The following is a 26,663-nucleotide window of genomic DNA, read 5'->3' on the forward strand; positions in this document are numbered from 1 at the left end:
CGCCGTCTGGTGAGTGCACGAGCCCCGCAGCGGACCGGCCGACAGATCCCCTTGAAGACCCGGAGTCAGTCAGTCGGTGGGTCAGACCGACCGCTGCGGGGCTCACCTACATCCTCACTGTCAGTCGTCGATCCCGGCCAGGCCGGGTGGCGGCTCCCGACAGGGGTCCTGCGCGGCCGGGAGGTCGGTGGCGCTGCCGGTGATCCCGAGCCCCTCGGTCGCGGCGTACCCGCCCATCTGGTCGAACCAGTGCTCGGCGTTCCCGCGGGCGTGCCAGTAGCCCTTCGCGCTGATGAACCCGCTCTCGCCGCGGTCGGCCGCCCCGTTGCCGTTGGTGTCGCCGAGGAAGCGCATCCCGCCGCCGTCGGCCGCGACGACGTGCACCGGTGAGGGCAGCAGCCCGACGAGCTGCGCGGACTCGTCGACGGTCAGCAGCCGGCTGGACTTGCCGAAGTAGTACCAGGACGCCGCGCACACCCCGTACACCTTCGGCGCGAACTGGGCGACGTTGACGTAGATCTCCAGGATCCGCCGCTTCGGCATCACCAGTTCCATCGTCTCGGCCGGCGGGATCTCCAGCGCCTTGCGCACCGGTTCCAGCGGCGGGTACCGACCGGCCCAGAGGAACAGGTTCTTCGACGTCTGCTGGGTGATCGTCGAACCGGCGGGGTCGTCGGTCCCGTCCAGGTACGCCTGCACACGGGCCCACTGCTCGTCGTAGTCGACGGCCAGGACCCGGTCCGGGAACTGCTGGTCCTCCTGCCCCATCACGACGACCAGGAAGTTGCGCGAGATGTGGTCGGCGTCGGTCCAGCGCGCCACCGTCGGCCCGAAGTTCCACAGCCGGAACATCGTGTAGGGCGGGTTGACCAGCGTGAACAGCAGCACCAGCACCAGCGGCACCGTTTGGGCGATCAGCGCCCAGCGCACGATCCGCCGCAGTCCCACGGGCCGGCCGGCGCCGCGCCGGAACCGCGGCGGGCCGGAGGGTCGCGGGATCCGGGGCCGCGGGAGCGAGGGGATCCGGGGCCGGCGCCCCGGGAGGGCCGGGCGGCTCGCCGGATGGTCGGGACGCTCCCGCTCGCCGGGCGGGAGCGGTGCCGGCGGGTCGGCACGACCGCCGTAGCGGGGCGGCGGCGGACCGTCCCGGCGAGCTCCGCCACGCCGGGGCGCGGCCGGGGCGTCGGGCCGCGGGGCCGGGGCCGGGGCCGGGGCCGACGGGTACGGCAGGTCCGGAACCGGACCGGGCCTGCCCTGCGGGGGGCGCCCGGACGGGGGCCGCGGCGGGGTCGGGGGCGGCGCCCACCGGGGCGCCGCGGGCGGGGAGGACCGCGGCGGGACGGCGGGCGGCGGGAACCGCGGCGGCGGCCGGCGACCGGGAGGTGGCGAGGCGCGGCCGGGCGACGGGCCGGGCCGCGCGGGCGGCGGGCTCCGTCGCGGGTCGCGGGGGCCGTCCTGATTCAGCGGGTGCTCCTCGGGGTGGGCCACCGTCCGGACGGATGGCGCGCGCCCGACCTTACCGACATACCGGGACACCCGGAGCCGGTCGCGGAGCGTCAGCGCGGTGGCCCACCGGCGGGATCCACCGCCTCGACGACCTCGACGTCGTCGCCGACGCGCAGCTCGGCACCGGGGTCGTCCGGGATCAGGTTCACCCCGAACCAGACGCCCTGGTCGAACCGCCGGTGCCGGGCCAGCGTGACCATCGGCTCGCGGCCCTTCGCCGCCGTGCGCGGGTGCACGGTGGTCAGCACGCATCGCGCGCAGCCGCGGGCGACCCGGAACCCGGCGTCGCCGATCCGGATCCGCCGCCAGCCGTCCTCGGCCCACGGCGCGGCCCCGGACACCACGACGTTCGGCCGGAACCGGGTCATCGGCAGCGGCCCCTCCGCGGAGTGCGAGCCGGTTGCGATCAGCTCGTTCAGCGCGTCCAGCGAATCCTGCGCGGTGAGCAGCAGCGGGAACCCGTCGGCGAACGAGACCCGGTCGCGGGACTGCGAGAACTCCGGGTTCGGACGCCGCCGGTCCGGGTCGTCGAGGTGCAGCAGCCGGACCGGCTCGTCCAGCAGTGTGGAGAACCAGCGGTCGGCCTCCGGCCCGGCCGGCACCCCGGCGCTGTCCCAGCGGTGCACCCGCACCGGCACCGGTCCGGTCGCCGGATCGGGCACCGGCACCCGCAGTGCAGGCAGGCCCGGGCCGGTGACCAGCAGACCGTCGCCGTCCGGGACCGGTTCGGCGAGCACCAGCCGCGGATGGGTGCGGGCGGTGACCATGTCGCCGTCGGGGGTGGTGGTGAGCATCCAGCGCCGGTCCCCGGCGAGCCCGGCCCGCTCGACGACCACCCGGTCCAGGTCGGTGCCCCGGCAGGACTTCACCGGGTACCGGCGCAGGCCGGTGAGCCTCACCATCCGGAGAAGAACTCCCCGGACTGGCGCAGGGCCCGGGTGGTCGTGCCGACGATCAGCTCGGCCGGCAGCGTGACGTGCTCGGGGACGTGCCGGTCGCCGCGCTCCAGCAGCAGGCGCCCGGCCTCCCGGCCCTTCTCCCGGAACGGCTGGCGGACCGTCGTCAGCCCGGACCGCTCGGCCTCCGGGACGCCGTCGAAGCCGGCCACGGACAGGTCGTCGGGGACCCGCAGCCCGCGCGAGCGGGCCTCGCGCATCGCGCCCAGCGCCAGGATGTCCGAGGTGCAGACCAGCGCGGTGATTCCCGGGTGCGCGGACAGCAGCGCGGCGGCGCCGTCCGCGCCGGCCTCCGCGGAGTGCTCGAACCGCTCGATCACGGGCACGCCCGCCCAGTCGACGCCGGCCTCGGTGAACGCCGCGCGCAGTCCGGCGAGGCGCTCGCGCTGCACGCTGTAGGAGCTGCCCTCCTGCCGCGCGACGTCGGCCGGGCCGTCGTGCCGGCGCGAGCTCAGCCGCATGCACAGCACCCCGATCCGCCGGTGCCCCAGCTCCACCAGGTGCCGGCCCAGCGCGAGCGTCCCGGCCCGGTCGTCGACGCCGACCCGGTCGACGCCCCCGACGCCGGACGGCTGGTCGCACACCACGGTCGGCACCGGCCGCGCCAGCACGGCCCGGAAGTGCGGGTCGTCCTCGCTCACCGAGTAGACGACGAAGCCGTCCACCCCGGCCCGGTGGACGGCGTCGACGTCGGAGTGCTCCGGGCTGACCGGCACCAGCAGCAGGCCGGTCCCGGCCTTCTCGCAGGCCAGCGCCAGTCCCTCCAGAAAGCCGGTGGCGCCCGGGTCGCGGAACGCGTAGCTCAGTTCCTCGGTCAGCAGCAGCCCGACCGCCCCGGCCCGGCGGGTGCGCAGCGAGCGGGCCACCGGGTCCGGGCCCGGGTAACCGAGCCGTCGGGCCGCCTCCAGGACCCGCTCGCGCAACGGCGCGGACAGCTGGTCGGGGCGGTTGTAGGCATTCGACACGGTCGTCCGCGAGACACCGAGTTCGGCGGCCAGCGACGCCAGGGTCGCCGGCCGCCGCGCGTGCGGAGGCCCGGTCATTCCACGAACGGTAGTGCCGTGGTCACCGGCGTGAAAGTCCGCCCCGGTGCGGGACACGGCATCGTACTTGTCACATCTTCCCGGACGGGCGATCGGCGTAGAGTGAATTGAGAATGGTTTCCAATAAAGACATGCCGATACGTTGATAGGAGAACGGTTCGTGTCCCGAACCCCGTTCCGTCCCGCCGGGCTCGTGGCCGGACTCGCCGCACTCGCCCTGGGGCTCTCGGCCTGCGGCGGGTCCGCCGACCAGGGCGCGCCCGCCCAGGACCAGCAGGACCCGGAGCAGCAACAGCTCCCGGTCGTCGCCTCCACCGACGCCTGGGGCTCGGTGGCGCGGGCGATCGGCGGGAACTTCGTCCGGGTCGAGCCGATCATCGACTCCCCCGGCCAGGACCCGCACGGCTACGAGGCCACCCCGCGGGACGCCACCACGATCGGCGATGGGCGGCTGATCCTGCGCAACGGCGGCGGCTACGACGACTTCATGACCGGCCTGATCGACGCCTCCGGGAACGCCGCTCCGGTGATCGACGCCGTGCAGGTGTCCGGCCTCGGGGACGCCGAGGACGCCGAGGGTGCCGCCGCGGGGCACGAGCACGGGCACGACGAGGCCGGGCACGCGCACGGCGGGTCCAACGAGCACGTCTGGTACAGCCCGGCGACCGTGGAGAAGGTCGGGCAGGCCCTGGCCCGGGAGCTCGGCACGCTCGACCCGGCGAACGCGCAGTACTACTCGACCAACGCCCAGGCGCTCAGCGGCGGCATCGCCCAGCTGACCTCGAAGGCGACCGACATCGGCCGGCAGCACCCGGGGGCCCGGGTCGTCGTCACCGAGCCGGTCCCGGAGTACCTGCTCGACGCGGCCGGGGTGCAGAACGTGACTCCGCAGGAGTTCTCCTCGGCCGTCGAGGAGGGTACCGACCCGCCGGCCGCGGTCGTCGCGCAGACCCTGGGCCTGTTCGGCGCCCAGCCACCGGTGGACGCCCTGGTCCTGAACGGCCAGACCCAGTCGGCCGCCACCGACCAGGTCCGGGACGCCGCCGAGCAGGCCGGGGTCCCGGTCGTCGAGATGTCCGAGACGCTGCCCGACGGCGTCACCGACTACATGCAGTGGATGAACACCAACCTGGACGCCCTGGACGGGGCGCTCACACGGTGATCACCTTCCGGGAGGAGGCTGCTCGATCATGAGCACCCCCGACAGCAGCCCCGTGCTGTCCCTGCGCGGGGCGGGTCTGCGGTTCGGCGAGCGGACCCTGTGGTCCGGGCTGGACCTCGACGTCGCCCCCGGCGAGTTCGTGGCCGTGCTCGGCCCGAACGGGTCCGGCAAGACCACCCTGATGCGGGTGCTGCTGGGCCTGCTGCCGCTGTCCGAGGGCGAGGTCGCGGTCTCCGGCCACCCGCCCCGCCGCGGCAGCCCGGAGATCGGCTACGTGCCCCAGCAGCAGCCGCTGGACGCCGACCTGCCGCTGCGCGGGCGGGACCTGGTCGGGCTCGGCCTCGACGGACACCGGTTCGGTCCCGGCCTGCGCGGGCGCCGGCAACGTCGCGAACGGGTGGACCGGGCGCTGGCCGAGGTCGGCGGCACCGGGTACGCGGACGCCCCGGTCGGCCGGCTCTCCGGCGGCGAGCAGCAGCGGCTGCGGGTCGCGCAGGCACTCGTCGGCGATCCGGCGGTGCTGCTGTGCGACGAGCCGCTGCTGTCGCTGGACCTGTCCCACCAGCGCAGCGTGACCCGGCTGATCGACGAGCGCCGGCACACCGACGGCACGGCCGTGCTGTTCGTGACCCACGAGATCAACCCGGTGCTGCCGCTGGTGGACCGGGTGCTCTACCTGGTCGACGGCCGGTTCTCGATCGGCCCGACCTCGGAGGTGATGACCTCGCAGGTGCTCTCCGAGCTGTACCGCACCGAGGTGGACGTGCTGCAGGTGCGGGACCGGCTGGTCGTGGTCGGCGCCGACGACGCGGCGGGAAGCACCGCCGTGCACCCCGCGCACGGCGCGGTCGGGGTCGGGGGCGGTGCCTGATGGACGAGCTGTTCACCCTGGACGGCACCGTCGAGCTGCTCGGCGAAGGGTTCGTGCAGAACGCGCTGCTCGCCTGTGCGGTGCTCGGCCTGGTCGCCGGGCTGCTCACCCCGCTGGTGGTCAGCCGCGGCATGGCCTTCGCCGTGCACGGCACCTCCGAGCTCGCCTTCACCGGCGGCGCGGCCGCGCTGCTGATCGGCGTCGAGGTCGGGATCGGGTCGGTGGTCGGCGCCGTCGTGGCCGCGATGATCTTCGGGGTGCTCGGGCTCCGGCAGCGCGAGCGGGACTCGGTGATCGGCGTCGTGATGGCGTTCGGGCTGGGCCTGGGCGTGCTGTTCCTGTCGCTCTACGAGGGCCGCTCGGCCAACCGCTTCGGCCTGCTCACCGGCTCCATCGTCTCGGTGGACGGCACCAACCTCTGGGTGCTCACCGTGGTGGCGCTCGTCGTGCTGGTGACGCTGGCCGTGATCTACCGGCCGCTGCTGTTCGCCAGCACCGACCCGGACGTCGCGCTGGCACGCGGGGTCCCGGTGCGCGCGCTGTCACTGGTGTTCGCCGTGCTGATCGGCCTGGTCAGCGCGCTCGCGGTGCCGATCGTCGGGGCGATCCTGGTGCTCGCGGTGATGATCGTGCCGGGCGCGGCGGCGAACCGGGTCACCGCGAACCCGGTGCTCGCCACCGTGCTGGCGATCGTCATCGCCGAGCTGGCCCTGGTCGGCGGGACGATCCTGTCGCTGGCGCCGGGGCTGCCCGTGTCGGCCTACGTGGCGACGATCGGGTTCGTCGCCTACCTGATCTGCCGGCTGGTCGCCGGGCTGCGCGGCCGCTCCCCTGTCCGGGCCTGAACGCCGGTCGCCGCGCTTCGCTCAGCCCACCCGGCGGCGCCGGGCCACCTCGGCCAGCACCACGCCGGTCGCGACGGACGCGTTCAGCGACTCGACCTCCCCGGCCAGCGGGATCGACACGGTCACGTCGCAGGTCTCCCGGACCAGCCGGGACATGCCCTTGCCCTCGGAGCCGGTGACCAGCACCAGCGGGCCGGTTGCCAGGTCGAACTCGTCCAGCGAGACGTCCCCGTCGGCGGCCAACCCGGCCACCATGAGCCCGGCGGAGGCGTACTCGCGCAGCGTGCGGGTCAGGTTCGTCGCCCGGGCCACCGGCAGCCGGGCCGCGGTACCGGCCGAGGTCCGCCAGGCCACGGCGGTCATCCCGGCCGCGCGCCGCTGCGGCACGACGACGCCGTGCCCGCCGAACGCGCTCACCGACCGGACGACCGCACCCAGGTTCCGCGGGTCGGTCACGCCGTCCAGCGCGACGGCCAGCGCGGGGCGGCCGGAACCGGTCGCGGCCTCGAGCAGGTCGTCCGGGTGCGCGTAGTCGTAGGGCGGCACCTGCAGGGCCACGCCCTGGTGCAGGGCCCCGCCGGTGATCTTGTCCAGGTCGTTGCGCGGCACCTCGAGGATCGAGATGCCGGCCTCGGCGGCCAGCGCGACCGCCTCGGCGACCCGCTCGTCGGCCGACATCCCGGTCGCGACGTGCAGCGCGGTGGCCGGCACCCCGGCCCGCAGGCACTCGACGACCGGGTTGCGGCCGAGCACCGTCTCCGGCCCCTCGTTCTCGCCCCTGCGTCCGGCGACCGGCCGCCGCCGGTTCTGCTGCTCTGCGGCGGCGTTCCGCCGCGAGGCCGCCTTCTGCTTGGGGTGCCCGGGACGCATCTCCCCGGGCGGGGTCGGGCCCTTACCGCGCAGTGCGCGCCGGGGCTGGCCGCCGGAACCGACGACCATCCCCTTCTTGGTGCCGTCCTTGCGGACCGCACCACGGCGCTTGGAATTTCCGGCCATGCTCTCGTCTCCTGCGAAGCGGACGCCGCTCAGGCGTCCTTGAGGGTCCAGGTGGAACCGTCGGCGGCGTCCTCGACGGCGATCCCGGCGGTCAGCAGCTCGTCGCGCAGCCGATCGGCGGTGGCGAAGTCCCGCTCGCCCCGGGCGGCCCGGCGGCGCTCCAGCAACGACTCGACCAGCGTCCCGAGGGCCTGCCGCGCGGCGTCGGCGGCCCCGGTGTCGGCGTCGCCGGCGGCCAGCGGGTCCAGGCCGAGGACTCCGGTGGTCGCGCGCACGCAGGACGCCGCCCGCGACGCGCCCGCCGCGTCCGCGGCGTCCAGGGCGGTGTTGCCCTCCCGGATCAGCTTGTGGATCACCGACAGCCCGCCGGGCGTGCCCAGGTCGTCGTCGAGGGCGGTGGCGAACTCGGCCGGGACCTGCGCGGACACCTCCGGCAGGCCGTGCCGCTCGCGCACCCGGTGCACGAACGACTCGATCCGCCGGTACGCGGCGACCGCCTCGTCCAGCGCGGCGTCCGAGTACTCGATCGACGACCGGTAGTGCGGGCCGACCAGGTAGTAGCGCAGCTCCGCGGGACGGACCCGGCCGAGCAGCGCCTCGATCTGCAGCGTGTTGCCCAGCGACTTGGACATCTTCTCGCCACCCATGGTCACCCAGGCGTTGTGCAGCCAGAACCGCGCGAACGGGTCACCGGCCGCATGCGACTGCGCGCGCTCGTTCTCGTGGTGCGGGAACACCAGGTCGAGTCCGCCGCCGTGGATGTCGAACTCGGGTCCCAGGTACGCGGTGGCCATCGCCGAGCACTCCAGGTGCCAGCCCGGCCGGCCCCGGCCCCACGGTGTCGGCCAGCTCGGCTCGCCCGGCTTGGCCGCCTTCCAGAGCGTGAAGTCCAGCGGGTCACGCTTGCCGCCGGTGTTCTCGCCCTCGCCCTGGTGGACGTCGTCGACCTTCTGACCGGACAGCGTCCCGTACTCGGGCAGCGTGCGGACGGCGAAGTAGACGTCACCGCCCGCCGGGTAGGCGTGCCCGCGCTCGATCAGCCGCTCGATCAGCTCGGCCATCTGCGTGATGTGCCCGGTGGCCCGCGGTTCGAGTGACGGCGGCAGGCAGCCCAGCGCCTCGTAGGCGGCGCCGAAGGCCCGCTCGTAGGTGGCGGCCCACTCCCACCAGGGACGCCCGGCGGCCGCCGCCTTCTGCAGGATCTTGTCGTCGATGTCGGTGACGTTGCGGATCAGCGTGACGTCGTAGCCGGAGTGCGCGAGCCAGCGGCGCAGCACGTCGTAGTTCAGCCCGGAACGGACGTGCCCGATGTGCGGCGGGCCCTGCACCGTGGCCCCACAGACGTACATCGACACGGCTCCGGCCCGCAGCGGCGTGAAGGCACGCTGCTCCCTGGTCGCTGAGTCGAGAAGTCTGAGGCTCACATCACCAGGGTACGGACCTCCGATTCGTCCACTACGCAGGCCCGGGCCCCGCGGCACGCTGTACGACATGACGGTCCAGCAGCTCTACCCACGCCTGGTGGTGTCCGACGCCGACGCCGCCGTCTCCTTCTACATCGCCGCGTTCGGCGCCGAGCTCGTCGAGCGCTACACCGACGGTTCCGGCACCGTGGTGCACGCGCTGCTCCGCGCGGGCCCCGAGGTCTGGGCGGTGAAGGACGCCGACGGGATCGACCCGGCCCCGACCGGCCACGGCCCGGTGATCATGGCCCTCTACGTCGACGACCCGGACGCCGTCGCCGCCGCGATGGTCGACCACGGCGGCCGGGTGATCTTCGAGGTGGACGACCACCCGTACGGCGAGCGCGGCGGCCGGTTGGCCGACCCGTTCGGCCACATCTGGATGATCGCCGCCCGCACCGAGGCCCTCAACCCCGACGAGATCCAGTCCCGCACCACCGCTGCATACCCCGGCGGGTGACCGCGGGTCTCGTGGAGCCATCCCTCTACAGAGCCCTCACCGGCACAACGCGGGCCGGGGGGTGGGGGTGGGTCAGCCCGGCAGGAGGAGGGCCGTCGCCATGGCGGCGCGGCCCTCGCCGCGGCCGGTGAGGCCCAGGCCGTCGGTCGTCGTCCCGGAGACCGAGACCGGGCCGCCGAGGATCCCGGTGAGCACCGTCTCCGCCTCGTCCCGGCGCTTGCCGATCTTCGGGTCGTCCCCGATCACCTGGACGGCCGCGTTCCCGACCCGCCAGCCGTCCCGTTCCAGCAGCCGGCGCACCTCGGTCAGCAGGGTGGCACCGCTCGCGCCGGACCACTCCGGCCGGCCGGTGCCGAACACCGCGCCGAGGTCGCCGAGACCGGCCGCCGACAGCAGCGCGTCGCAGAGCGCGTGCGCCGCGACGTCGCCGTCGGAGTGCCCGGCGCAGCCGTGGGACCCGGACCAGAGCAGGCAGGCGACCCAGCAGTCCCGACCGGCCTCGACCGGGTGCACGTCGGTCCCGATCCCGACCCTCATCGACGTCCCTCCGCCGGTTCCACGGCCGCCCCCGTCAGCAGCAGCTCGGCGATCCGCAGATCCCACGCGGTCGTCACCTTGAACGCCAGCGGATCGCCCTCGACGGTCGCCACCGGGTCACCGAGGGCCTCCACCAGGCCGGCGTCGTCGGTGCGCGGGTCGGGCGTACCCGCGTGAGCGCGGCGCAGATCGTCGGCCCGGAAGCCCTGCGGGGTCTGCACCGCACGCAGCGCGGAACGGTCGACAGTGGACATCACCACACCGTCGGCGTCGACCTGCTTGATCGTGTCGATCACCGGGAGCACCGGGATCACCGCGGGGGCACCGGCCCGCACCGCGTCCACCACCCGACGGATCACACCGGCGGGGGTGAGCGGGCGGGCGGCGTCGTGCACCAGCACGACCTCGGCACCCGACCCGATCGCCGCCAGCCCGGCGGCCACCGACGACGTCCGGTCGGCGCCACCCGGCACGACGGAGACCGGACGCCCGGCCAGCAGCCCGGCGGCGTCCGGTACCTGGTCCACCGGCACGACGACCACCACGTGGCCCACGACGCCCGACGCCAGCACCCCGTCGACCGCACGCGCCAGCATCGACACTCCGGCGAGCTCGACGAACGCCTTGGGCGCACCGGCACCCAGGCGGACGCCGGACCCGGCGGCCGGCAGTACGGCGACCACCGGAGCGCGGTCGTTCACAGCGGGCTGCTCAGGCCGTCGCGGTGGCGAGCACCTCGTCGAGCAGGGTCTCGGCCCGCTCCTCGTCGGTGCCCTCGGCCAGCGCCAGCTCGCTGACCAGGATCTGCCGCGCCTTGGCGAGCATGCGCTTCTCGCCTGCGGACAGTCCGCGATCCTTCTCCCGACGCCACAGGTCGCGTACGACCTCGGCGACCTTGTTCACGTCACCGGAGGTCAACTTCTCCCAGTTGGCCTTGTACCGGCGGGACCAGTTGGTGGGCTCCTCGGTGTGCGGCGCACGCAGCACCTCGAAGACCCGATCCAGGCCCTCCTGACCCACGACGTCCCGGACGCCGACGACCTCGACGTTGTCAGCGGGAATGCGGACCGTCAGATCTCCCTGTTGGACTTTCAGGACGAGGTACTGAACTTCCTCGCCCTTGATCGTCCGAGTCTCGATCGCCTCGATGAGAGCGGCACCGTGGTGCGGGTAGACGACGGTCTCTCCGACCTTGAAAACCATGTGTCCTCTGGCCCCTTTCGCTGCTCCCAGGTTAACACGCCGCCCGGCCGGACCGCCGCAGGGCTTTCGCTGTCGTCGCAGGTCAGGGGGTTGACAACGCCGACGAAACGTGTCTACCGCGGGTGCGACGGCGGCGCGTCGCGTGCGCGCCGGTCGAACCGCCGCGCTCCGGCCCGGATCGGGCGGGCCGGGTTGTCCGGGTCGTCGCGTCGGACACATCACGCGAGGGGCCGGTCCCGGTCGCACGCCGGTGGACGGCACGCGACTAGGCTCTCCGGCGGACCGCGCGGTGCCCCGCGCCCCACCGCCGTCACGACGAGCCGGGAGCCGTTCCCGGCCGGCAGGAAGGACACGCCGACCGTGAGCCGCAACCGCCGCCGTCCCGCCCGGGCCCTGGCCGGGGTCGCCGGAGCCGTCGCCCTGACCGGACTGCTGGTCTCCGGCTGCGGCGCCGGTCAGCTCGCCCAGACCGCCGGGCAGGTCTCCGCCACCAACGGCCTCAACACCTCCGTCGGCCAGGTCGACCTGCGCGACGTCCAGGTCAGCTACCCGCAGAAACCGGCAGGCGAGGCCGCGCTCTACGCCCGCGGCAGCAACGCGCCGCTGCGCGCCACTCTGATCAACAACGGCGCGGTGGCCGACCGGCTCGTGGGAGTGAGCAGCCCGGCCGCCACCTCGGTCGCGGTCGGTGGCGATCCGGTCCTCCCGCAGGGCGTCGCGCTGGTCTCGACCGGCGGCACCCAGCTCACGCCGACCTCCAGCCGGCCGCTGCAGCTGCAGCTCGACGGGCTGACCCAGCCGATCGCCGCGGGCACGACGATCCCGGTCACGTTCGCCTTCGAGCGGGCCGGATCGGTCACCGTCGACGTCCCGACGGCGGTCCCGGCCGAGGGCGTGCCCGGCAGCGAGCCGGAGCGCGTCGAGGCCGGATCCGACGACCCGAACCGCCCCGAGACCGGCTTCGGCGGCGAGGGCGGCGGCGAGGATCGGCCGCCCTCGACCCGGCAGCCGTCGCAGCCGGTACCCGGCGATGAAAGCGGTCCCGAGCCGCTGCCGTCCGGGGGCGGCAACTGACCACCCGCGCCCGGGCCGCCCGTTCGGGCGGCTACCGCTGCACCGAGTGCGACCACCGCTCGGCCCAGTGGGTCGGGCGCTGCCCCGGCTGCCAGGCCTGGGGCTCGCTCGAGCAGATCGAGGCACCGCGCGCGGCCGCGGGCCGCACCGTCGTCGCCGGCGCGCCGAGCACCCCGGCCCGCCGGATCGCCGACGTCGAGCTGGACGCCGCGCGGGCCCGCCCGACCGGCGTCGACGAGCTGGACCGGGTGCTCGGCGGCGGGCTCGTCCCGGGCGCGGTCGTGCTGCTGGCGGGCGAGCCGGGCGTCGGCAAGTCCACCCTGCTGCTGGAGGTCGCCGCGCGCGCCGCGGCCCGGACCCGGGTGCTCTACGTGTCCGGTGAGGAGTCGGCCGGCCAGGTCCGGCTGCGCGCGGAGCGGACCGGCGGGGTGCACGACGAGCTGTACCTGGCCGCGGAGTCCGACCTGGAGTCGGTGCTCGGCCACATCGAGGACCTCCGGCCGTCCCTGCTGGTCGTCGACTCGATCCAGACCATGTCGACGTCGTCGGTCGACGGGACGCCGGGCGGGGTCACCCAGACCCGGGCGGTGACCGTCGGGCTGACCGCGCTGGCCAAGGAGCGCGGGCTGGCCGTGCTGCTGGTCGGCCACGTGACCAAGGACGGTGGCATCGCGGGGCCCCGGGTGCTCGAGCACGTCGTCGACGTGGTGCTGCACTTCGAGGGCGACAAGCACTCCGCCCTGCGTATGGTGCGCGGGGTGAAGAACCGGTTCGGCCCGGCCGACGAGGTCGGCTGCTTCGAGCTGCGCGACGAGGGCATCGTCGGCCTGCCGGACCCGTCCGGGCTGTTCCTGGGCCGCTTCGGCTCGAACGGCGACAACGTGGTCCCCGGTACCGCGGTGACCGTCGTGATGGACGGGCGGCGGCCGCTGCTGCCCGAGGTGCAGGCGCTGGTCGCGGGGGCGAACATCCCGAGCCCGCGGCGCGCGGTGACCGGCCTGGACGCCTCCCGGGTGCCGATGCTGCTGGCCGTGCTGGAACGCCGTGGCGGGCTCAAGCTGCACGACTCCGAGGTCTACACCGCGACCGTCGGGGGGATGCGGGTCACCGAGCCGGCCGCCGACCTCGCGATCGCGCTGGCCGTCGTGTCGGCCAAGCGGGACGTCGCGCTCCCCGCGGACACGGTGGTGCTCGGCGAGCTCGGGCTGGCCGGCGAGCTGCGCCGGGTGCACGGGGTCGGCAGGCGACTCGCGGAGGCGGCCCGGCTGGGCTTCACCCGGGCCATCGTCCCGCAGGACGCCGAGGTCGGCACGACCGGCATGAAGATCATCCGGGCGGCCTCGCTCGGCCAGGTCATGTCGAACCTGCGCTGAGGCGGACGGCCGGAGCGGCGCGGCCGACCCGGCTCAGCTGAGCAGCAGCGGCGCCGGGTCGCTGACGACGTCGCCGAGCCGGGCCAGGACCCGGTAGCCGCCGGCGGGCACCCGGTCCCGCTCCGCCCGGCACCCGGGCTCCGAGCCCAGCCCGCTCCAGGTGACGGCGAACGCCACCGGCTGGCCGGGGACCAGGGTCCGCAGATCCTCGGAGGCCGGGTTGACGCAGTCGTTCGACGACCAGAGCCGGTCGGCACCGTCCCCGCTCCAGACGGCGATCTCCTGCTCGGCGCCGTCCAGATCGCGCACGCAGGGCTGGCCGGAGACGTTCGTGACGACCAGCCGCAGCTCGGGCCGGGCTCCGGCGGGGTAGGCCGGCTGCCCGGTCTCGGCCCGCAGCTCGATCATGTCGTCGGCGCACGGGACCGGGCCGGTCGGCGGGGATGGCGCCGCGGGCGGCACCTCCACCGACGGCCGGGGGGTGTCGTCGGGCCGGACGGTCTCGTCCACCGGGCCCGCGTTCGGGGCCGCGGGCCCGGTGGACGCTCCCACCGCCGGTCCGGGGGGAGCACCGGACGGGGCGGGGGCGGGGAGCGGCGTCGGGGGAACGCCTGGCGTCGGGGACACCGGGGCCGCCGCTCGGGGGGTCGGGTCGGGCTCGACGTTCGCGGTGGGATCGGTGGGGGCGTCCGAGCCGCTGGGGAGCAGCAGCCACGTCGTCAGCCACAGCAGCACGAACAGCGCCAGCAGCGCGGCGCCCACCGCCGCCGCACGCCGACGCCAGTACACCGACGCCGGCAGGGGTCCCACCGGGTCCATCACGTCACTGACGGTAGATCGACGACTACTCGATGTCGTCGCCGACGCACCGCGGTACCGAAGGTCGGCGCAGGTCCACCCGCCCGAGGGAGCACTCGACCCCGGCCGGGTGAGCAGCCTCCGCGCCCGGGACGCGCCGGACACGTCCGGCCGCCACGGCCGACGGGTCGACGCCTGGTCGGGAACCACGGCCGGGCACCGCGCGGACCGACGGTGATCGCCGGCACCGCGGATCCTGGGCCCGGACGCCGATCCCACCCGGACGCGACCGGGTCGTGGTGAGCGGGCCGGACGCGGGCGCGGTAACGACGGTGATCACGGTTCGGGAACCGATCCGGCCACCGGCGGCCGGATCGTTGCCGGATCGGTGATCACGCCCCGGGGGCCGCCCGAGCGGAGGCCGCACGGGACACTGCGGTGGTGCTGGCCGAGCTGATCTCCCCGTGGTTCCGGGCGCAGGCCCGGGACCTGCCATGGCGCCGCCCGGAGACCACGCCGTGGGGCGTCCTGGTCAGCGAGTTCATGCTCCAGCAGACCCCGGTCGCCCGGGTCGAGCCGGTCTGGCTCGACTGGATGGCGCGCTGGCCGGCGCCCTCCGCGCTCGCCGCGGCACCGCGGGCGGACGTGCTGCGGGCCTGGGGCAAGCTGGGCTACCCGCGCCGCGCGGTCCGGCTGCACGACGCGGCGGCCGCGATCGCCGAGCAGCACGCGGACACCGTCCCGTCCGACGTGGACGCCCTCGAGGCGCTGCCCGGGGTCGGCTCCTACACCGCCCGGGCGGTGGCCGCCTTCGGCTACGCCCGGCGCACCCCGGTCGTCGACACCAACGTCCGGCGGGTGGTGGCCCGCGCCGTACACGGGCAGGGCGACGCCGGGCCGGCCCGGGTCAAGGCCGATCTCGCCGACGTCGACGCGCTGCTCCCGGTCGGCGACGCCGAGGCCGCCGTCGTCTCGGCCGGGCTGATGGAGCTGGGCGCGGTCGTCTGCACCGCGCGCTCGCCACGCTGCCCGCTCTGCCCGGTCGAGCACGCCTGTGCCTGGGTGACCGCCGGGCGACCGGCCTACGACGGGCCCCGCAGGCCGGTGCAGGGCTTCGCCGGTACCGACCGGCAGGTGCGCGGCAAGCTGATGGACGTGCTGCGCACCGCACTCGGCCCGGTCGAGCGGGCCGCGCTGGACGCGGTCTGGTCCGACGCCGGGCAGCGCGACCGCTGCCTGGACTCGCTGCTGGTCGACGGCCTGGCCGAGCAGACCGACGACGGCCGCTTCGCGCTGCCCGCCTGAGCGCCCGTGCCCACCACCGTCCGCCTCCGGCTCGACGACCCAGGGGTGCACGCCGTGGCGGAGCTGCGCTCCCGGGTCGCCGCTGCCGGGCTGCCGGCCGCGGCCGGGGTCCCGCACGTCACCGTCGCGGCGGCGGGAACAGTGCCGGCGACCGCGGTCCGGGAACTGACCGCCGAGCTGCGGCTGGTCGCGCTGCCCGCGCTCTGGCTCGCCACCCTCGGCTCGGTCACCGGCGACGACGACCGGCTGGTGCTCGCCGCCGTCACCGACCCGGAGGTGCTCGCGGTGCACACCGCGGTGCACGACGCGCTGGCCGGCCGGGTCCGCGGGGTGCACGCGGCACACCTGCCCGGGTCCTGGCTGCCACACGTGGTGCTGGCGACCGGACGGCCCGCCGAGGCGTTCGCGCTGCTGCACCCGGTCGCCCCGGTGCGGGCCCGGATCGTCGCGGTGGAGCTGCACGACTCCCGCACCGGCGAGGTCACGACCCTCGCCGGCTGACGCCGCGGGCGCCCGTCAGGCGGTCTGCCGCAGCAGGTCGGTGACCTCGGCCGCCCAGGCGGCCGGGGCCGCGTCGTGGACGAGGTGACCGGTGCCGGGCAGCCGGACGTGCCGGGTCCCGGGGACCCGCGCGGCGAGCAGCTCCAGCTGGCCCGGCGGCACGACCGACTCCCCGGCCTCGATCATCAGGGTCGGCGCCCGTACGGCGCAGGCCTCGTCGAGCAGGGACCGGCGGGTCCAGTGCGCGGCGATGGCGCAGGCGTCGTCGACGTCGGCGGCGAGCCACCACCCGTCGTCGCGCCGGACGGTGCAGTGGGCCATGTGCTCACCGACCTCCGGGCGCGGGCCGGCCAGCGCGGCGGCCACGGCGCTCCGGGACGGGTGCGGGCCGGCCAGCGCGGCAAACCAGGTCCGCATGTCGTCGAGCAGGCCCGGTGGCGTCCCGGTCAGGTCCAGCGGCGAGTCCTCGACGACGACGGCCGTCACCAGGTCCGGCCGTCGGGCCGCGGCCAGCAGCGCGGAGATCCCGCCCATCGAGTGCCCGACGAGCGCGGCCGGCCCGGTCCCGGCGAGCAGCTCCAGGACGTCGTCGGCGAGGCGTTGCGGGGACAGGTCGGCCCCGCGCGCGGACCGGCCGTGCCCGCGGGCGTCCGGGGCCAGCACCCGGCCGTACGGCTGCAGCGCACCGGCCCGCGGGCGCCAGCTCTCCGCACAGCTCATCAGGCCGTGCAGCAGCACCACCGGGCGCCCGCTCCCGCCGAACTCGACGACGGCCAGGTCCACTCCGTCGGACGTCCGCACGGCGTCAGGGTAGGGCTCTACGCTTCCGCCGTGGCCGACAGCGACGACGTGCGGCGGCTGGCGCTGGCGCTGGCCGGTGCCGAGGAGAACCCCAGCGACGGGTTCGACTTCCGCGTGCACGGCAAGGGCTTCGTGTGGTCCTACCCGGAACGGCCCCCCGGTGGGCGGCGCACGATCCGGACCGACGTCGCCGTGCTGTACGTCGGCGACGACGCGGAGAAGCAGGCGCTGCTGCTCGGCGAGCCCACGCTGTTCTTCACCGCCCCCGGCTACGACGGCCTGCCGCTGGTCATGCTGCGGCTGGAGCAGGTCGGCACCGACCGGCTGGCCGAGCTGATCGGCGATGCCTGGCGCATGCGCGTCGAGCAGGCCGGGGCGGGCTAACGTGAGGGCATGGCCGTTGTGAAGATCAATGCGATCGAGGTTCCCGAGGACCAGGGGCCCGAGCTGGAGCGGCGTTTCGCGCACCGGCTCGGCGCCGTCGACGGGTCCCCCGGATTCCTCGGGTTCGAGCTGCTGCGCCCGGTGTCCGGAGACACCCGCTACTTCGTGCTCACCCGCTGGGAGACCGACGAGGACTTCCGGAACTGGATGGCCGGCGACGGCGTCGCCGCGCACGCCGGCGAGCGGGCGCGCCCGGTCGGGACCGGGTCGTCCGTGCTGGAGTTCGAGGTCGTCGACCTCGACAGGATCGCCGCGGAGTCCTGACCGGAGTGCCCGACGAGGTCGCGGCCGCCGCGGACATGATCGGCGGGGCGCAGGCCCTGCTGGTCACCGCGGGGGCCGGGATGGGTGTGGACTCCGGGCTGCCGGACTTCCGCGGCTCCGAGGGGTTCTGGCGGGCCTACCCGCCCTACGCCCGGCTGGGTCTGCGGTTCGAGGAACTGGCCGATCCGGAGCACTTCGCCGACGACCCGGAGCTGGCATGGGGCTTCTACGGCCACCGCCTCGAGCTCTACCGCCAGACCGTCCCGCACACCGGGTTCGACATCCTGCGGCGCTGGGCCCGGACCCGACCGACGACCGTGTTCACCTCCAACGTGGACGGACACTTCCAGCGCGCCGGGTTCCCGGCCGACGACGTCGCCGAGGTGCACGGTTCCATCCACCACCTGCAGTGCCTGCGGCTGTGCGGGTACGGGGTGTGGCCTGCCGACGGCCCCGACGGATCGATCGACGTGCCGGTCGACGAGGACACGATGCGCGCGACCGGACCGCTGCCGCGGTGCCCGGGCTGCGGCGCCCTCGCCCGGCCGGCGATCCTGATGTTCGGCGACACCGGCTGGGACGAGTCGCACGCGGCCCCGGCCCTGGCGCGGCACGCGGACTGGCTGCGCGAGCGGCGCGGGACCGGGCTCGCGGTCGTCGAGCTGGGTGCGGGCACGGCGGTGCCGACCGTCCGCCGGCGCTCGGAGCTGGCGTCGGCGGCGTCCGGGGCGCTGGTGCGGATCAACGTCCGGGAACCGGAGATCCGGCACGACCGCGGGGTCGGGATCGCGGGCCCCGCGGCCGCCACCCTGACCGCGATCGACGACGCCCTCGGCCGTCCCGGCACCGGCTGAACCCGGTCCAGGTCAGCCCCGCACGGGTCAGTCCGGCACGGCCGTGTGGTCCCGGACGACGAGGCCGGGCAGGTCCGAGAGCCCGGCCAGCGCGGCCGCGTGCACCTGTGCGGCGGGGACGGCACCGTCGACACCCGGCAGGTCGCGGGTCGCGGTGGCCGCGGCGACCACGGTCGGCGCGTAACCCAGGCTGAACGCGTTGCGCGCGGTGGAGTTTGTTCTGCAGATCGATCATGAGCAGGGTGGAGCGGGACAGCGGGGCCGGCTCGGCCGCCAGTCCCATCAGGCCGCGCAGGGTGTGTGGCTCGGACATCGGTGTCCTCCTCGGGTGCGGGCACACCGCGGGCCCGGGACGTGCCCGGGCCCGCGGTCGGTCAGTTGTCGTGCTGCTCCAGCGCCCGCCACTCGTCGTCGGTGAAGAGCCGGGAGCGGATCAGGAACCGGACACCCTCCGGCGCCTCGACCGAGAACCCGCTGCCCCGTCCCTGCACCACGTCGACGGTCAGGTGGGCGCGAGGGCGTCCGCGACGTGCTGCGCCGGGCCGAGCGGGTGGAGCTCGTCGAGGGCACCCGGTGGAGCGAGGAGGCCGGTTCAGTGCGGATCGGTGCGGTCGGGGATGCCGTCGTCGTCGGAGTCGAGCAGGCGTGGATCGTCCTCCCCCGCCCGGACGGCCTCCAGCTGGGCCGCCAGCGCGATCCCGGCGAGCAACGCGATCCCGGTGACGTTCGCCCAGATCAGCAGCGCCATCACGGCCGTGAGCGGGCCGTAGGTCTCGCCGAAGGTGTCCGCGACGACGATGTAGAGGCGAGCAGCCCGGACCCGCCCAGCCACGCCAGCACCGTCACCGTGGCTCCGGCGGCGAGCCAGGACGGCCCCGGCTGGTTGCGGCGGGGCGCGAACCGCAGCAGCGCCGTGACGGCGACGACGAGCAACACCAGCCCGACCGGCCAGCGGAGGACGTCCCACACCGTCTCGGCGCCCGGGCCCCAGCGGTAGACGTCGCGCACCGCGTCCCCGAACGGTTCCCCCGCGACGATCAGCAGCAGGCCGCTCGCCATCGCCACCCCGGCGGTCGCGGTGAGCAGCGCCGCGCGGGCGTACTTGGCGAGGGCGGGGCGGTCCCGCTCGGTGCCGTAGATCCGGTTCGCCCCCCGCTCCAGCTGGGCGAACGCCGACGTCGCGGCCGCGAACGCGGTCAGGAGGCCGAGCCCGAGCACCAGCTCACCGCGCTCCCCGGCGGGGGTGTCGTCGCGCTCCGGGTCCTCCCCGGGCTCCGCCGGGCCCGGGTCGCTACCGGTCACCGCCTGCTGGACGAGCTCGTCGCTGGTGCCCGGGGACAGCGCCAGCACCGTGCGGGCCACCACCTCGGACGCCCCCACGGCACCGGCCGCGGCGGACAGCCCGATCCCGGCGATGATCAGCGGCACCGCCGCCAGGGCGAGCTGCATCCCGAACGCTCGCGCGTGCGAGAAGCCGTCGCCGTAGCGGAAGCGCAGGAACCCGCTGCTCAGCAGGTGGCGCAGGCCGTAGCGGCGCAGGGTGTGCGCGGCGTCGTCGGCGGACAGCCGGTCGCCGGACATCAGCCGCGTCTCCGGCACCGGACGCACCGAGCTCATGGGGGCGAACCTAGTGCCCCTGCGACGATGGCGGCGTGACGGCGGGCCCGGAGCGGATCGAGCGGTTCGACGAGCTGGTGCGACGCGCGCGGACGCTCGCCGGCGGGCGCCGTCGCGGGCTGCTCGGCGTCGCGGGCGCGCCGGGGGCCGGCAAGACGACGCTGGCGCACGCCCTGGTCCGGGCACTGGCCGCCGCGCCCCCGGACGGCCTGGACGCGGGCTGGGTCGCGCACATCCCGATGGACGGCTTCCACCTGGCCGACGTCGAGCTGGAACGGCTCGGCCGCCGGGACCGCAAGGGTGCCCCGGACACGTTCGACGCGTCCGGGTACGCAGAGCTGCTGCACCGGCTGCGCCGCACGCCGGACGACGGGGACCCACCGGTGTACGCCCCGGCCTTCGACCGGGAGATCGAACAGCCGGTCGCCGGGTCGGTCCCGGTGCACCCGGCGTGCCGGCTGGTGGTCAGCGAGGGCAACTACCTGCTCGTCGACGACCCGGCGTGGCGGCCGGTCCGGGCCGCGTTCGACGAGGTGTGGTTCCACGAGACCGACGAGGCGTTGCGGCTCGAACGGCTCGTGGCCCGGCACGTCCGGTTCGGCAAGACCCCGGAGCGGGCGCGGGCCTGGGTCGCGGCCACCGACGAGCCGAACGCCCGGCTGGTCGCGACCGGGCGCGACCGGGCCGACCTCGTCGTCACCTGCGCGGAGTTCCCGGCCTGACCCGCGAGAAGGGGCCCGCCCCGGACGGATCCGGGACGGGCCCCTCGCGAGCCTGCGGCTACCTCACTCCTCGCCGCTCGCCATCGCGGTCGGCGGGGTGTCCGGCACCGGCTCCGACGGCTTGGCCTCACCACGGAAGGTGAAGTGCGCCTTGTCGTCGTAGGCCTTGGAACCCTCGTCGGCCTCGGTGTCGAGACCCTCGACGTCCACCAGCACGATCTGGCCGGCCTCCAGCTCGCCGAAGAGGATCTTCTCGGAGAGCTGGTCCTCGACCTCGCGCTGGATGGTGCGGCGCAGCGGCCGGGCACCGAGGACCGGGTCGAACCCGCGACGTGCCAGGAGCCTCTTGGCGCTGTCGGTGAGCTCGATGGCCATGTCCCTGTTGGCCAGCTGGGACTCCACCCGCCCGATCATCAGGTCGACCATCTCGACGATCTGCTCCTGGGTGAGCTGGTGGAAGACGACGATGTCGTCGATGCGGTTCAGGAACTCCGGGCGGAAGTGCTTCTTCAGCTCGTCGTTGACCTTGGTCTTCATCCGCTCGTAGTTCGACGCCTCGTCGTTGCTCGCGGAGAAGCCCAGCCCGACCGCCTTCGAGATGTCCTGGGTGCCCAGGTTCGAGGTGAAGATCAGCACGGTGTTCTTGAAGTCCACCACGCGACCCTGGCCGTCGGTGAGGCGGCCGTCTTCGAGCACCTGCAGGAGGGTGTTGTAGATCTCCTGGTGCGCCTTCTCGATCTCGTCGAACAGCACGACCGAGAACGGCTTGCGCCGCACCTTCTCGGTCAGCTGGCCGCCCTCCTCGTAGCCGACGTAGCCGGGAGGGGCACCGAACAGCCGGGACGCGGTGTAGCGGTCGTGGAACTCGCCCATGTCGATCTGGATGAGCGCGTCGTCCTCGCCGAACAGGAAGTTCGCCAGCGCCTTGGACAGCTCGGTCTTACCGACACCGGACGGTCCGGCGAAGATGAACGAGCCGGACGGGCGCTTCGGGTCCTTCAGGCCGGCCCGGGTACGGCGGATGGCCTGCGAGACGGACTTGACCGCGTCCTCCTGGCCGATGATGCGCTTGTGGACCTCGTCCTCCATGCGCAGCAGCCGAGTGGTCTCCTCCTCGGTCAGCTTGAACACCGGGATGCCGGTCCAGTTGCCCAGCACCTCGGCGATCTGCTCGGCGTCGACCTCGGCGACGACGTCCAGGTCGCCGGACTTCCACTGCTTCTCCCGCTCGGCCTTCTCGCCGAGCAGGGTCTTCTCCTGGTCGCGCAGGTGCGCGGCCCGCTCGAAGTCCTGCGCGTCGATCGCCGACTCCTTGTCCCGGCGAACGTTCGCGATCTTCTCGTCGAACTCCCGCAGGTCCGGCGGCGCGGTCATCCGGCGGATCCGCATCCGGGCGCCGGCCTCGTCGATCAGGTCGATCGCCTTGTCCGGCAGGTAGCGGTCGTTGATGTAGCGGTCGGCCAGGGTCGCGGCCGAGGACAGCGCCTCGTCGGTGATCGTGACGCGGTGGTGCGCCTCGTACCGGTCGCGCAGCCCCTTGAGGATCTCGATGGTGTGCGTGACCGACGGCTCGGGCACCTGGATCGGCTGGAAACGGCGCTCCAGGGCCGCGTCCTTCTCGACGTACTTGCGGTACTCGTCGAGCGTGGTGGCGCCGATGGTCTGCAGCTCGCCGCGAGCCAGCATCGGCTTCAGGATCGACGCCGCGTCGATCGCGCCCTCGGCGGCACCCGCACCGACCAGGGTGTGGATCTCGTCGATGAACAGGATGATGTCGCCGCGGGTGCGGATCTCCTTGAGCACCTTCTTGAGACGCTCCTCGAAGTCACCGCGGTAGCGGGAACCGGCGACCAACGAGCCCAGGTCGAGGGTGTAGAGCTGCTTGTCCTTCAGCGTCTCCGGGACCTCGCCCTTGACGATGGCCTGACCCAGGCCCTCCACGGCGGCGGTCTTGCCGACGCCGGCCTCACCGATCAGGACCGGGTTGTTCTTGGTCCTCCGGGAGAGGACCTGCATGATCCGCTCGATCTCCTTCTCCCGGCCGACGACCGGGTCCAGCTTGCCCTCGCGGGCCTGCTGGGTGAGGTTGCGACCGAACTGGTCAAGCACCAGCGACGACGACGGGGTGCCCTCACCCCGGCCTGCGGTGCCGCTCTCGGCGGGCTCCTTGCCCTGGTAGCCGGACAGCAGCTGGAGCACCTGCTGACGCACGCGGTTGAGGTCGGCGCCCAGCTTGACCAGCACCTGGGCCGCGACACCCTCACCCTCGCGGATCAGCCCGAGCAGGATGTGCTCGGTGCCGATGTAGTTGTGACCGAGCTGCAGCGCCTCGCGCAGCGACAACTCCAGCACCTTCTTGGCCCGCGGCGTGAAGGGGATGTGCCCCGACGGTGCCTGCTGGCCCTGGCCGATGATCTCCTCGACCTGCTGCCGGACGCCCTCCAGAGCGATCCCGAGCGACTCGAGCGCCTTCGCGGCGACCCCTTCGCCCTCGTGGATCAGGCCAAGGAGGATGTGCTCGGTCCCGATGTAGTTGTGGTTGAGCATCCGGGCCTCTTCTTGGGCCAGGACGACAACACGTCGTGCTCGGTCGGTGAACCTCTCGAACAATTCGCACTCCTTGCCTGCTGCGCCTCACGTACGCGTACGGCGCGACCAGCATCTGTAGTCCGGTCCCGGCTCGCCGGCACCAGCACTGCGCCCTCGCGTGACACCGCGCCGGTGAGCCCCTCGCGGGGCGCACCTCATACCACTGTATCGGTCGCAGGGGGTCGTGCGCCTCCACCTGACGTGCACCGGACGGCACACGGGCGGCAACACCGGCTCGGTCCGCCGTGTTCCCCGGCGGTCTCGGTGCCGATGCCCGCCCCGGCTCAACCGGCCTGGACCGCGGCCTCCTCGCGCTCGCGCTCGGCCGCCTTGAACTCGCGGAAGCCCTCCTCGTCCCGGCCCCGGCGCCAGTAGCCGGAGACCGACAGGTCGTCGCGGGTGACCCCGCGCTCGCGGGTGAGGTGCCGGCGCAGCTCGCGGACGGCGATCGCCTCGCCGTGCACGAAGGCGTGCACCCGCCCTGGCGGGAAGGTGAGGTCCCGGACGGCGTCCAGGAGCTGGGTGCCGTCCGGGTCGTCGGCACCGTCGGAGCGGTAGAGCCAGCGCACGTGGAGATCGGCGGCGCCGGGCAGCGGCAGCTCCTCGCCCGGGGCATCGACCTGCAGGATCGCGACCGCCGGGCGACCGGACGGGATCCGCTCCAGGGCGGCCGCGACCGCGGGCAGCGCGGCCTCGTCGCCGACCAGCAGGTGCCAGTCCGCGTCCGGGTCCGGGGTGTAGGCCCCGCCGGGCCCCACCAGCCGGATCCGGTCACCGGGCCGGGCGGCGGCCGCCCACGGTCCGGCCAGGCCGGCGTCGCCGTGGTGCACGAAGTCGATGACGAGCTCGCCGGCGTCGTGGTCGAGCGAGCGGACGGTGTAGGTGCGCTGCGCCGGCCACTGGTCCCGGGGGTACTCGGCGTGCACCCGGTCCATGTCCAGCGGTTCCGGGTACGTCACACCAGGGAGCGGAAAGAGGATCTTGACATAGCGGTCCGAGTGCGGGGTCTGCGGGAACTCGGACAGGCCGTCGCCACCGGCGACGACACGCACCATGTGCGCGCTCAGGCGTTCGGTCCGCAGGACCTCGAGTTCGGTGACGCGACGGGCCATCGGGCGGCCTCCCGGCGGTGGGGGAAAGGGCCCCGATCACGGTACCCCTCCCGCACCCGCACACCTGAGGCAAGCCTCGCCTGACCGAACTCAGTTCTCCTGGTGGTACGCCTCGAGCACCTCGGCCGGGATGCGGCCGCGGTCGGAGACCTTCATCCCGCGCTTGCGCGCCCACTCCCGGATGGCCTGGTTCTGCTCACGGTCCACCGAGGGGCGGCGGGCCGCAGCGTTCGAGGCCGTTCCTCGCCGGCGGCCGGCCGGGCTCGCCGCGCGGCGGGCCGCGGCGACGTAGTCGGCGAGCGCCTCGCGCATCTTCTTCGCGTTGCCGGTCGTCAGATCGATCTCGTAGCTCTTGCCGTCGAGACCGAACTCGATCGTCTCGTCGGCCTCGTCGCCGCTCAGATCGTCGACGAGCCGGACCTCCTTGATCTGCGCCATCTCCGCAGCCTCCCTGAATGACCGTGCACGTGTGGGGCGAACCGGACCGGCGCGTTACCGGCTTGCCAATCAGCAATACCCGGACGCAATGCTCGACATGCGCCGCACGGGAACCGATCCGATTCGAGCCTAACCGAGAATTGCACGACCCGTCGAGTCCGGGGCTCCTGGATTGCGGATCGCGATCGAATACCACACGTTCGGGCGGCGATACGGGAGGCGGCCACGGTGCGGTGGTCACCTCCGAATGCGAATCAGGATTCCCCGCGCACCAGCGGGAAGAGGATCGTCTCCCGGATCCCGAGGCCGGTCAGCGTCATCAACAACCGGTCGACGCCCATGCCCATCCCGCCGGTGGGCGGCATGCCGTACTCCATGGCGCGCAGGAAGTCCTCGTCGAGCTGCATCGCCTCGGGGTCGCCGGCCGCGGCCTTTCGCGACTGCGCCTGCAGCCGTTCCCGCTGCTCCACCGGATCGACCAGCTCGGAGTACGCGGTGGCCAGCTCGACCCCGAACACGATGAGATCCCAGGATTCCGACAGCCGCGGGTCGTCCCGGTGCGCCCGGGTCAGCGGCCGCACCTCGACCGGGAAGTCCCGCACGAAGGTCGGCTCGACGAGCGTGTGTTCGACGAGCTTCTCGAAGAGCTCCAGAACGATCTGCGCGGGCGTCGGGTAATCGGTGATGTCGACGTCGTGCGCCTTCGCGATCTCCTGCAGCACGGACAGTTCTGTGTCCGGCGTCACAGTCCGCCCGACGGCGTCCGAGACCGATCCGTAGAGCGTCACCGAACGCCACTCGCCGCCGAGATCGTGTTCCGTTCCGTCCTGGTGTCGCACGACCGTGGATCCGAACAGGGAACGCGCCGACGACTGGATCAGCTCCCGGGTCAGGACCGCCATGTCGTCGTAGGTGGCATAGGCCTGGTAGGCCTCCAGCATCGCGAACTCCGGGGAATGGGTCGAGTCGATGCCTTCGTTCCGGAAGACCCGGTTCAACTCGAAGACCCGCTCGATACCGCCCACCACGCAACGCTTCAGGTACAACTCCGGCGCGATCCGCAGGTAGAGGTCCGCGTCGAGGGCGTTCGCGTGCGTGACGAACGGGCGCGCGGTCGCGCCGCCGTGCAGCAACTGCAGCATCGGGGTCTCGACCTCGATGAAGTCGCGCTCGGTGAGCGTCTCCCGCACGGTCCGCAGCACCGCGGAGCGGGCCCGCACCGTCTCCCGCGCCTGCGGGCGGACGATCAGGTCGACGTAGCGCTGCCGGACCCGGTTCTCCTCGGACAGCTCGTTGTGCGCGGTCGGCAACGGACGCACCGACTTCGACGCCATCGACCACCCGTCGGCCTGCACGGAGAGCTCACCGCGCCGCGAGGTGATGACCTCGCCCCGGACCACGACGTGGTCCCCGAGGTCGACCATCGCCTTCCACCGGGCCAGCTCGTCCGCCCCGACCCGGTCCAGCGAGAGCATGGCCTGCAGCTCGGTGCCGTCGCCCTCGCGCAACGTCGCGAAGCACAGCTTGCCGGTGTTGCGCAGGAAGATCACCCGTCCGACGACCGTGGCCCGTTCACCGGTCGCGGTGTCCGCCGGCAGGTCCGGGTGGGCGTCGCGGACCTGGCGCAGCGTGTGCGTGCGGGGCACCTCGACGGGGTAGGCCTCGGCGCCGGCGGCGAGCAGCTCCGCCCGCTTGGCCCGGCGCACCCGCATCTGCTCGGGCAGGTCTG

29 protein-coding genes and 1 pseudogene are annotated in these 26,663 nt (G+C 74.1%); 12 read left to right on the forward strand and 18 right to left on the reverse strand.

Features of this window, described 5'->3' with window-relative positions:
* Positions 1 to 120: 120 nt before the first annotated feature.
* From ACLFMI_RS19100 to ACLFMI_RS19110, 3 genes are all read right to left on the reverse strand, one after another.
* Positions 121 to 948, reverse strand: coding sequence for a transglycosylase domain-containing protein (locus tag ACLFMI_RS19100; RefSeq protein WP_410949258.1), 828 nt, complete (start codon positions 946 to 948; stop codon positions 121 to 123).
* Between the two features lie 608 nt (positions 949 to 1,556).
* Positions 1,557 to 2,408, reverse strand: coding sequence for an MOSC domain-containing protein (locus tag ACLFMI_RS19105; RefSeq protein WP_410949259.1), 852 nt, complete (start codon positions 2,406 to 2,408; stop codon positions 1,557 to 1,559).
* Positions 2,402 to 3,505: a LacI family DNA-binding transcriptional regulator gene (locus ACLFMI_RS19110; protein WP_410949260.1), complete on the reverse strand. Its 1,104-nt coding sequence runs from the start codon at positions 3,503 to 3,505 to the stop codon at positions 2,402 to 2,404. The genes ACLFMI_RS19105 and ACLFMI_RS19110 overlap by 7 nt, the downstream gene beginning before the upstream one ends.
* Positions 3,506 to 3,665: 160 nt before the next feature.
* On the opposite strand from ACLFMI_RS19110, the gene ACLFMI_RS19115 reads away from it, so the two are divergent.
* From ACLFMI_RS19115 to ACLFMI_RS19125, 3 genes are read left to right on the forward strand one after another with little or no spacing between them, the layout of a single operon-like run.
* Positions 3,666 to 4,667 (forward strand): metal ABC transporter solute-binding protein, Zn/Mn family, encoded by a 1,002-nt coding sequence (locus tag ACLFMI_RS19115; protein ID WP_410949261.1) that lies wholly within the window; start codon positions 3,666 to 3,668, stop codon positions 4,665 to 4,667.
* Positions 4,668 to 4,695: 28 nt separating this feature from the next.
* Complete coding sequence (locus ACLFMI_RS19120) at positions 4,696 to 5,538, forward strand: metal ABC transporter ATP-binding protein (protein WP_410949262.1); 843 nt, start codon at positions 4,696 to 4,698, stop codon at positions 5,536 to 5,538.
* Positions 5,538 to 6,383 (forward strand): metal ABC transporter permease, encoded by an 846-nt coding sequence (locus tag ACLFMI_RS19125; protein WP_410949263.1) that lies wholly within the window; start codon positions 5,538 to 5,540, stop codon positions 6,381 to 6,383. The genes ACLFMI_RS19120 and ACLFMI_RS19125 overlap by 1 nt, the downstream gene beginning before the upstream one ends.
* Before the next feature lie 21 nt (positions 6,384 to 6,404).
* Here the strand turns inward: ACLFMI_RS19125 and rlmB are convergent, their stop codons facing one another.
* A complete protein-coding gene (gene rlmB / locus ACLFMI_RS19130; protein WP_410949264.1) occupies positions 6,405 to 7,379 on the reverse strand; it encodes a 23S rRNA (guanosine(2251)-2'-O)-methyltransferase RlmB in 975 nt (324 codons plus the stop codon).
* 29 nt (positions 7,380 to 7,408) lie between these two features.
* Positions 7,409 to 8,803, reverse strand: a complete 1,395-nt coding sequence (gene cysS, locus ACLFMI_RS19135) for a cysteine--tRNA ligase (RefSeq protein ID WP_410949265.1) — start codon at positions 8,801 to 8,803, stop codon at positions 7,409 to 7,411.
* Between the two features lie 67 nt (positions 8,804 to 8,870).
* On the opposite strand from cysS, the gene ACLFMI_RS19140 reads away from it, so the two are divergent.
* Positions 8,871 to 9,302 (forward strand): VOC family protein, encoded by a 432-nt coding sequence (locus tag ACLFMI_RS19140; protein ID WP_410949266.1) that lies wholly within the window; start codon positions 8,871 to 8,873, stop codon positions 9,300 to 9,302.
* A gap of 72 nt (positions 9,303 to 9,374) precedes the next feature.
* Here ACLFMI_RS19140 and ispF read toward each other — a convergent pair whose 3' ends face one another.
* Genes ispF through ACLFMI_RS19155 form a run of 3 tightly spaced genes read right to left on the reverse strand, consistent with a single transcriptional unit; the run spans position 9,375 to position 11,042 of the window.
* Positions 9,375 to 9,839: a 2-C-methyl-D-erythritol 2,4-cyclodiphosphate synthase gene (gene ispF, locus ACLFMI_RS19145; protein WP_410949267.1), complete on the reverse strand. Its 465-nt coding sequence runs from the start codon at positions 9,837 to 9,839 to the stop codon at positions 9,375 to 9,377.
* Positions 9,836 to 10,540: a 2-C-methyl-D-erythritol 4-phosphate cytidylyltransferase gene (gene ispD / locus ACLFMI_RS19150; RefSeq protein WP_410949268.1), complete on the reverse strand. Its 705-nt coding sequence runs from the start codon at positions 10,538 to 10,540 to the stop codon at positions 9,836 to 9,838. Before ispD ends, ispF begins: the two co-directional genes overlap by 4 nt.
* Before the next feature lie 10 nt (positions 10,541 to 10,550).
* Positions 10,551 to 11,042 carry a CarD family transcriptional regulator gene (locus tag ACLFMI_RS19155; RefSeq protein ID WP_410949269.1) on the reverse strand — a complete coding sequence of 164 codons (492 nt, stop codon included), beginning with the start codon at positions 11,040 to 11,042 and terminating at the stop codon, positions 10,551 to 10,553.
* A gap of 360 nt (positions 11,043 to 11,402) precedes the next feature.
* Between ACLFMI_RS19155 and ACLFMI_RS19160 the strand changes: the two genes are divergently transcribed.
* Together ACLFMI_RS19160 and radA are read left to right on the forward strand one after the other, a co-directional pair.
* Positions 11,403 to 12,116 carry a copper chaperone PCu(A)C gene (locus tag ACLFMI_RS19160; RefSeq protein WP_410949270.1) on the forward strand — a complete coding sequence of 238 codons (714 nt, stop codon included), beginning with the start codon at positions 11,403 to 11,405 and terminating at the stop codon, positions 12,114 to 12,116.
* On the forward strand, positions 12,113 to 13,489 hold the full coding sequence (gene radA / locus ACLFMI_RS19165; protein WP_410949397.1) for a DNA repair protein RadA: 1,377 nt from the start codon (positions 12,113 to 12,115) through the stop codon (positions 13,487 to 13,489). The genes ACLFMI_RS19160 and radA overlap by 4 nt, the downstream gene beginning before the upstream one ends.
* 33 nt (positions 13,490 to 13,522) lie before the next feature.
* Here the strand turns inward: radA and ACLFMI_RS19170 are convergent, their stop codons facing one another.
* Positions 13,523 to 14,311: a hypothetical protein gene (locus ACLFMI_RS19170; RefSeq protein WP_410949271.1), complete on the reverse strand. Its 789-nt coding sequence runs from the start codon at positions 14,309 to 14,311 to the stop codon at positions 13,523 to 13,525.
* A 417-nt stretch (positions 14,312 to 14,728) separates the two neighbouring features.
* On the opposite strand from ACLFMI_RS19170, the gene ACLFMI_RS19175 reads away from it, so the two are divergent.
* Entirely contained in the window at positions 14,729 to 15,592 is an 864-nt protein-coding gene (locus tag ACLFMI_RS19175; protein WP_410949272.1) for an HhH-GPD family protein, read from the forward strand.
* 6 nt (positions 15,593 to 15,598) lie between these two features.
* The gene (locus ACLFMI_RS19180; protein ID WP_410949273.1) at positions 15,599 to 16,093 is read left to right on the forward strand and encodes a 2'-5' RNA ligase family protein; all 495 of its coding nucleotides are present in this window, start codon (positions 15,599 to 15,601) and stop codon (positions 16,091 to 16,093) included.
* 15 nt (positions 16,094 to 16,108) lie between these two features.
* Here ACLFMI_RS19180 and ACLFMI_RS19185 read toward each other — a convergent pair whose 3' ends face one another.
* Positions 16,109 to 16,894: an alpha/beta fold hydrolase gene (locus tag ACLFMI_RS19185; RefSeq protein WP_410949274.1), complete on the reverse strand. Its 786-nt coding sequence runs from the start codon at positions 16,892 to 16,894 to the stop codon at positions 16,109 to 16,111.
* A gap of 30 nt (positions 16,895 to 16,924) precedes the next feature.
* Here ACLFMI_RS19185 and ACLFMI_RS19190 point away from each other — a divergent pair, with 30 nt between their 5' ends.
* Genes ACLFMI_RS19190 through ACLFMI_RS19200 form a run of 3 tightly spaced genes read left to right on the forward strand, consistent with a single transcriptional unit; the run spans position 16,925 to position 18,456 of the window.
* Entirely contained in the window at positions 16,925 to 17,278 is a 354-nt protein-coding gene (locus tag ACLFMI_RS19190) for an MmcQ/YjbR family DNA-binding protein (RefSeq protein WP_410949275.1), read from the forward strand.
* Positions 17,279 to 17,287: 9 nt separating this feature from the next.
* Positions 17,288 to 17,602 carry an antibiotic biosynthesis monooxygenase family protein gene (locus ACLFMI_RS19195; protein ID WP_410949276.1) on the forward strand — a complete coding sequence of 105 codons (315 nt, stop codon included), beginning with the start codon at positions 17,288 to 17,290 and terminating at the stop codon, positions 17,600 to 17,602.
* 35 nt (positions 17,603 to 17,637) lie between these two features.
* Positions 17,638 to 18,456 carry an SIR2 family NAD-dependent protein deacylase gene (locus ACLFMI_RS19200; RefSeq protein WP_458788594.1) on the forward strand — a complete coding sequence of 273 codons (819 nt, stop codon included), beginning with the start codon at positions 17,638 to 17,640 and terminating at the stop codon, positions 18,454 to 18,456.
* A gap of 27 nt (positions 18,457 to 18,483) precedes the next feature.
* On the opposite strand, the gene ACLFMI_RS19205 is transcribed toward ACLFMI_RS19200, so the two are convergent.
* The 4 genes and pseudogenes from ACLFMI_RS19205 to ACLFMI_RS19220 form a co-directional block, all read right to left on the reverse strand.
* Positions 18,484 to 18,627, reverse strand: a complete 144-nt coding sequence (locus ACLFMI_RS19205; RefSeq protein ID WP_410949278.1) for a hypothetical protein — start codon at positions 18,625 to 18,627, stop codon at positions 18,484 to 18,486.
* Positions 18,628 to 18,830: 203 nt separating this feature from the next.
* Positions 18,831 to 18,965 (reverse strand): annotated as a pseudogene (locus ACLFMI_RS19210) (DUF779 domain-containing protein); the annotation flags it as partial.
* An 83-nt stretch (positions 18,966 to 19,048) separates the two neighbouring features.
* Complete coding sequence (locus ACLFMI_RS19215) at positions 19,049 to 19,207, reverse strand: hypothetical protein (protein ID WP_410949279.1); 159 nt, start codon at positions 19,205 to 19,207, stop codon at positions 19,049 to 19,051.
* Positions 19,204 to 20,073, reverse strand: a complete 870-nt coding sequence (locus tag ACLFMI_RS19220; RefSeq protein WP_410949280.1) for a YhjD/YihY/BrkB family envelope integrity protein — start codon at positions 20,071 to 20,073, stop codon at positions 19,204 to 19,206. Before ACLFMI_RS19220 ends, ACLFMI_RS19215 begins: the two co-directional genes overlap by 4 nt.
* 56 nt (positions 20,074 to 20,129) lie before the next feature.
* Here ACLFMI_RS19220 and ACLFMI_RS19225 point away from each other — a divergent pair, with 56 nt between their 5' ends.
* Positions 20,130 to 20,795: a nucleoside/nucleotide kinase family protein gene (locus tag ACLFMI_RS19225; RefSeq protein ID WP_410949398.1), complete on the forward strand. Its 666-nt coding sequence runs from the start codon at positions 20,130 to 20,132 to the stop codon at positions 20,793 to 20,795.
* A 63-nt stretch (positions 20,796 to 20,858) separates the two neighbouring features.
* Here the strand turns inward: ACLFMI_RS19225 and ACLFMI_RS19230 are convergent, their stop codons facing one another.
* The 4 genes from ACLFMI_RS19230 to lysS all read right to left on the reverse strand — a co-directional run bounded on the left by ACLFMI_RS19230 (position 20,859) and on the right by lysS (position 26,646).
* Positions 20,859 to 23,405 (reverse strand): ATP-dependent Clp protease ATP-binding subunit, encoded by a 2,547-nt coding sequence (locus tag ACLFMI_RS19230; protein ID WP_410949281.1) that lies wholly within the window; start codon positions 23,403 to 23,405, stop codon positions 20,859 to 20,861.
* 263 nt (positions 23,406 to 23,668) lie between these two features.
* Positions 23,669 to 24,496, reverse strand: coding sequence for a siderophore-interacting protein (locus tag ACLFMI_RS19235; RefSeq protein WP_410949282.1), 828 nt, complete (start codon positions 24,494 to 24,496; stop codon positions 23,669 to 23,671).
* Between the two features lie 90 nt (positions 24,497 to 24,586).
* A complete protein-coding gene (locus ACLFMI_RS19240) occupies positions 24,587 to 24,934 on the reverse strand; it encodes a histone-like nucleoid-structuring protein Lsr2 (protein WP_410949283.1) in 348 nt (115 codons plus the stop codon).
* 254 nt (positions 24,935 to 25,188) lie between these two features.
* Positions 25,189 to 26,646, reverse strand: coding sequence for a lysine--tRNA ligase (gene lysS / locus ACLFMI_RS19245; RefSeq protein WP_410949399.1), 1,458 nt, complete (start codon positions 26,644 to 26,646; stop codon positions 25,189 to 25,191).
* Between the last annotated feature and the right edge of the window lie 17 nt (positions 26,647 to 26,663).

Origin of the sequence: Pseudonocardia nantongensis (assembly GCF_046546495.1) — a bacterium.
Lineage (GTDB): Bacteria > Actinomycetota > Actinomycetes > Mycobacteriales > Pseudonocardiaceae > Pseudonocardia > Pseudonocardia nantongensis.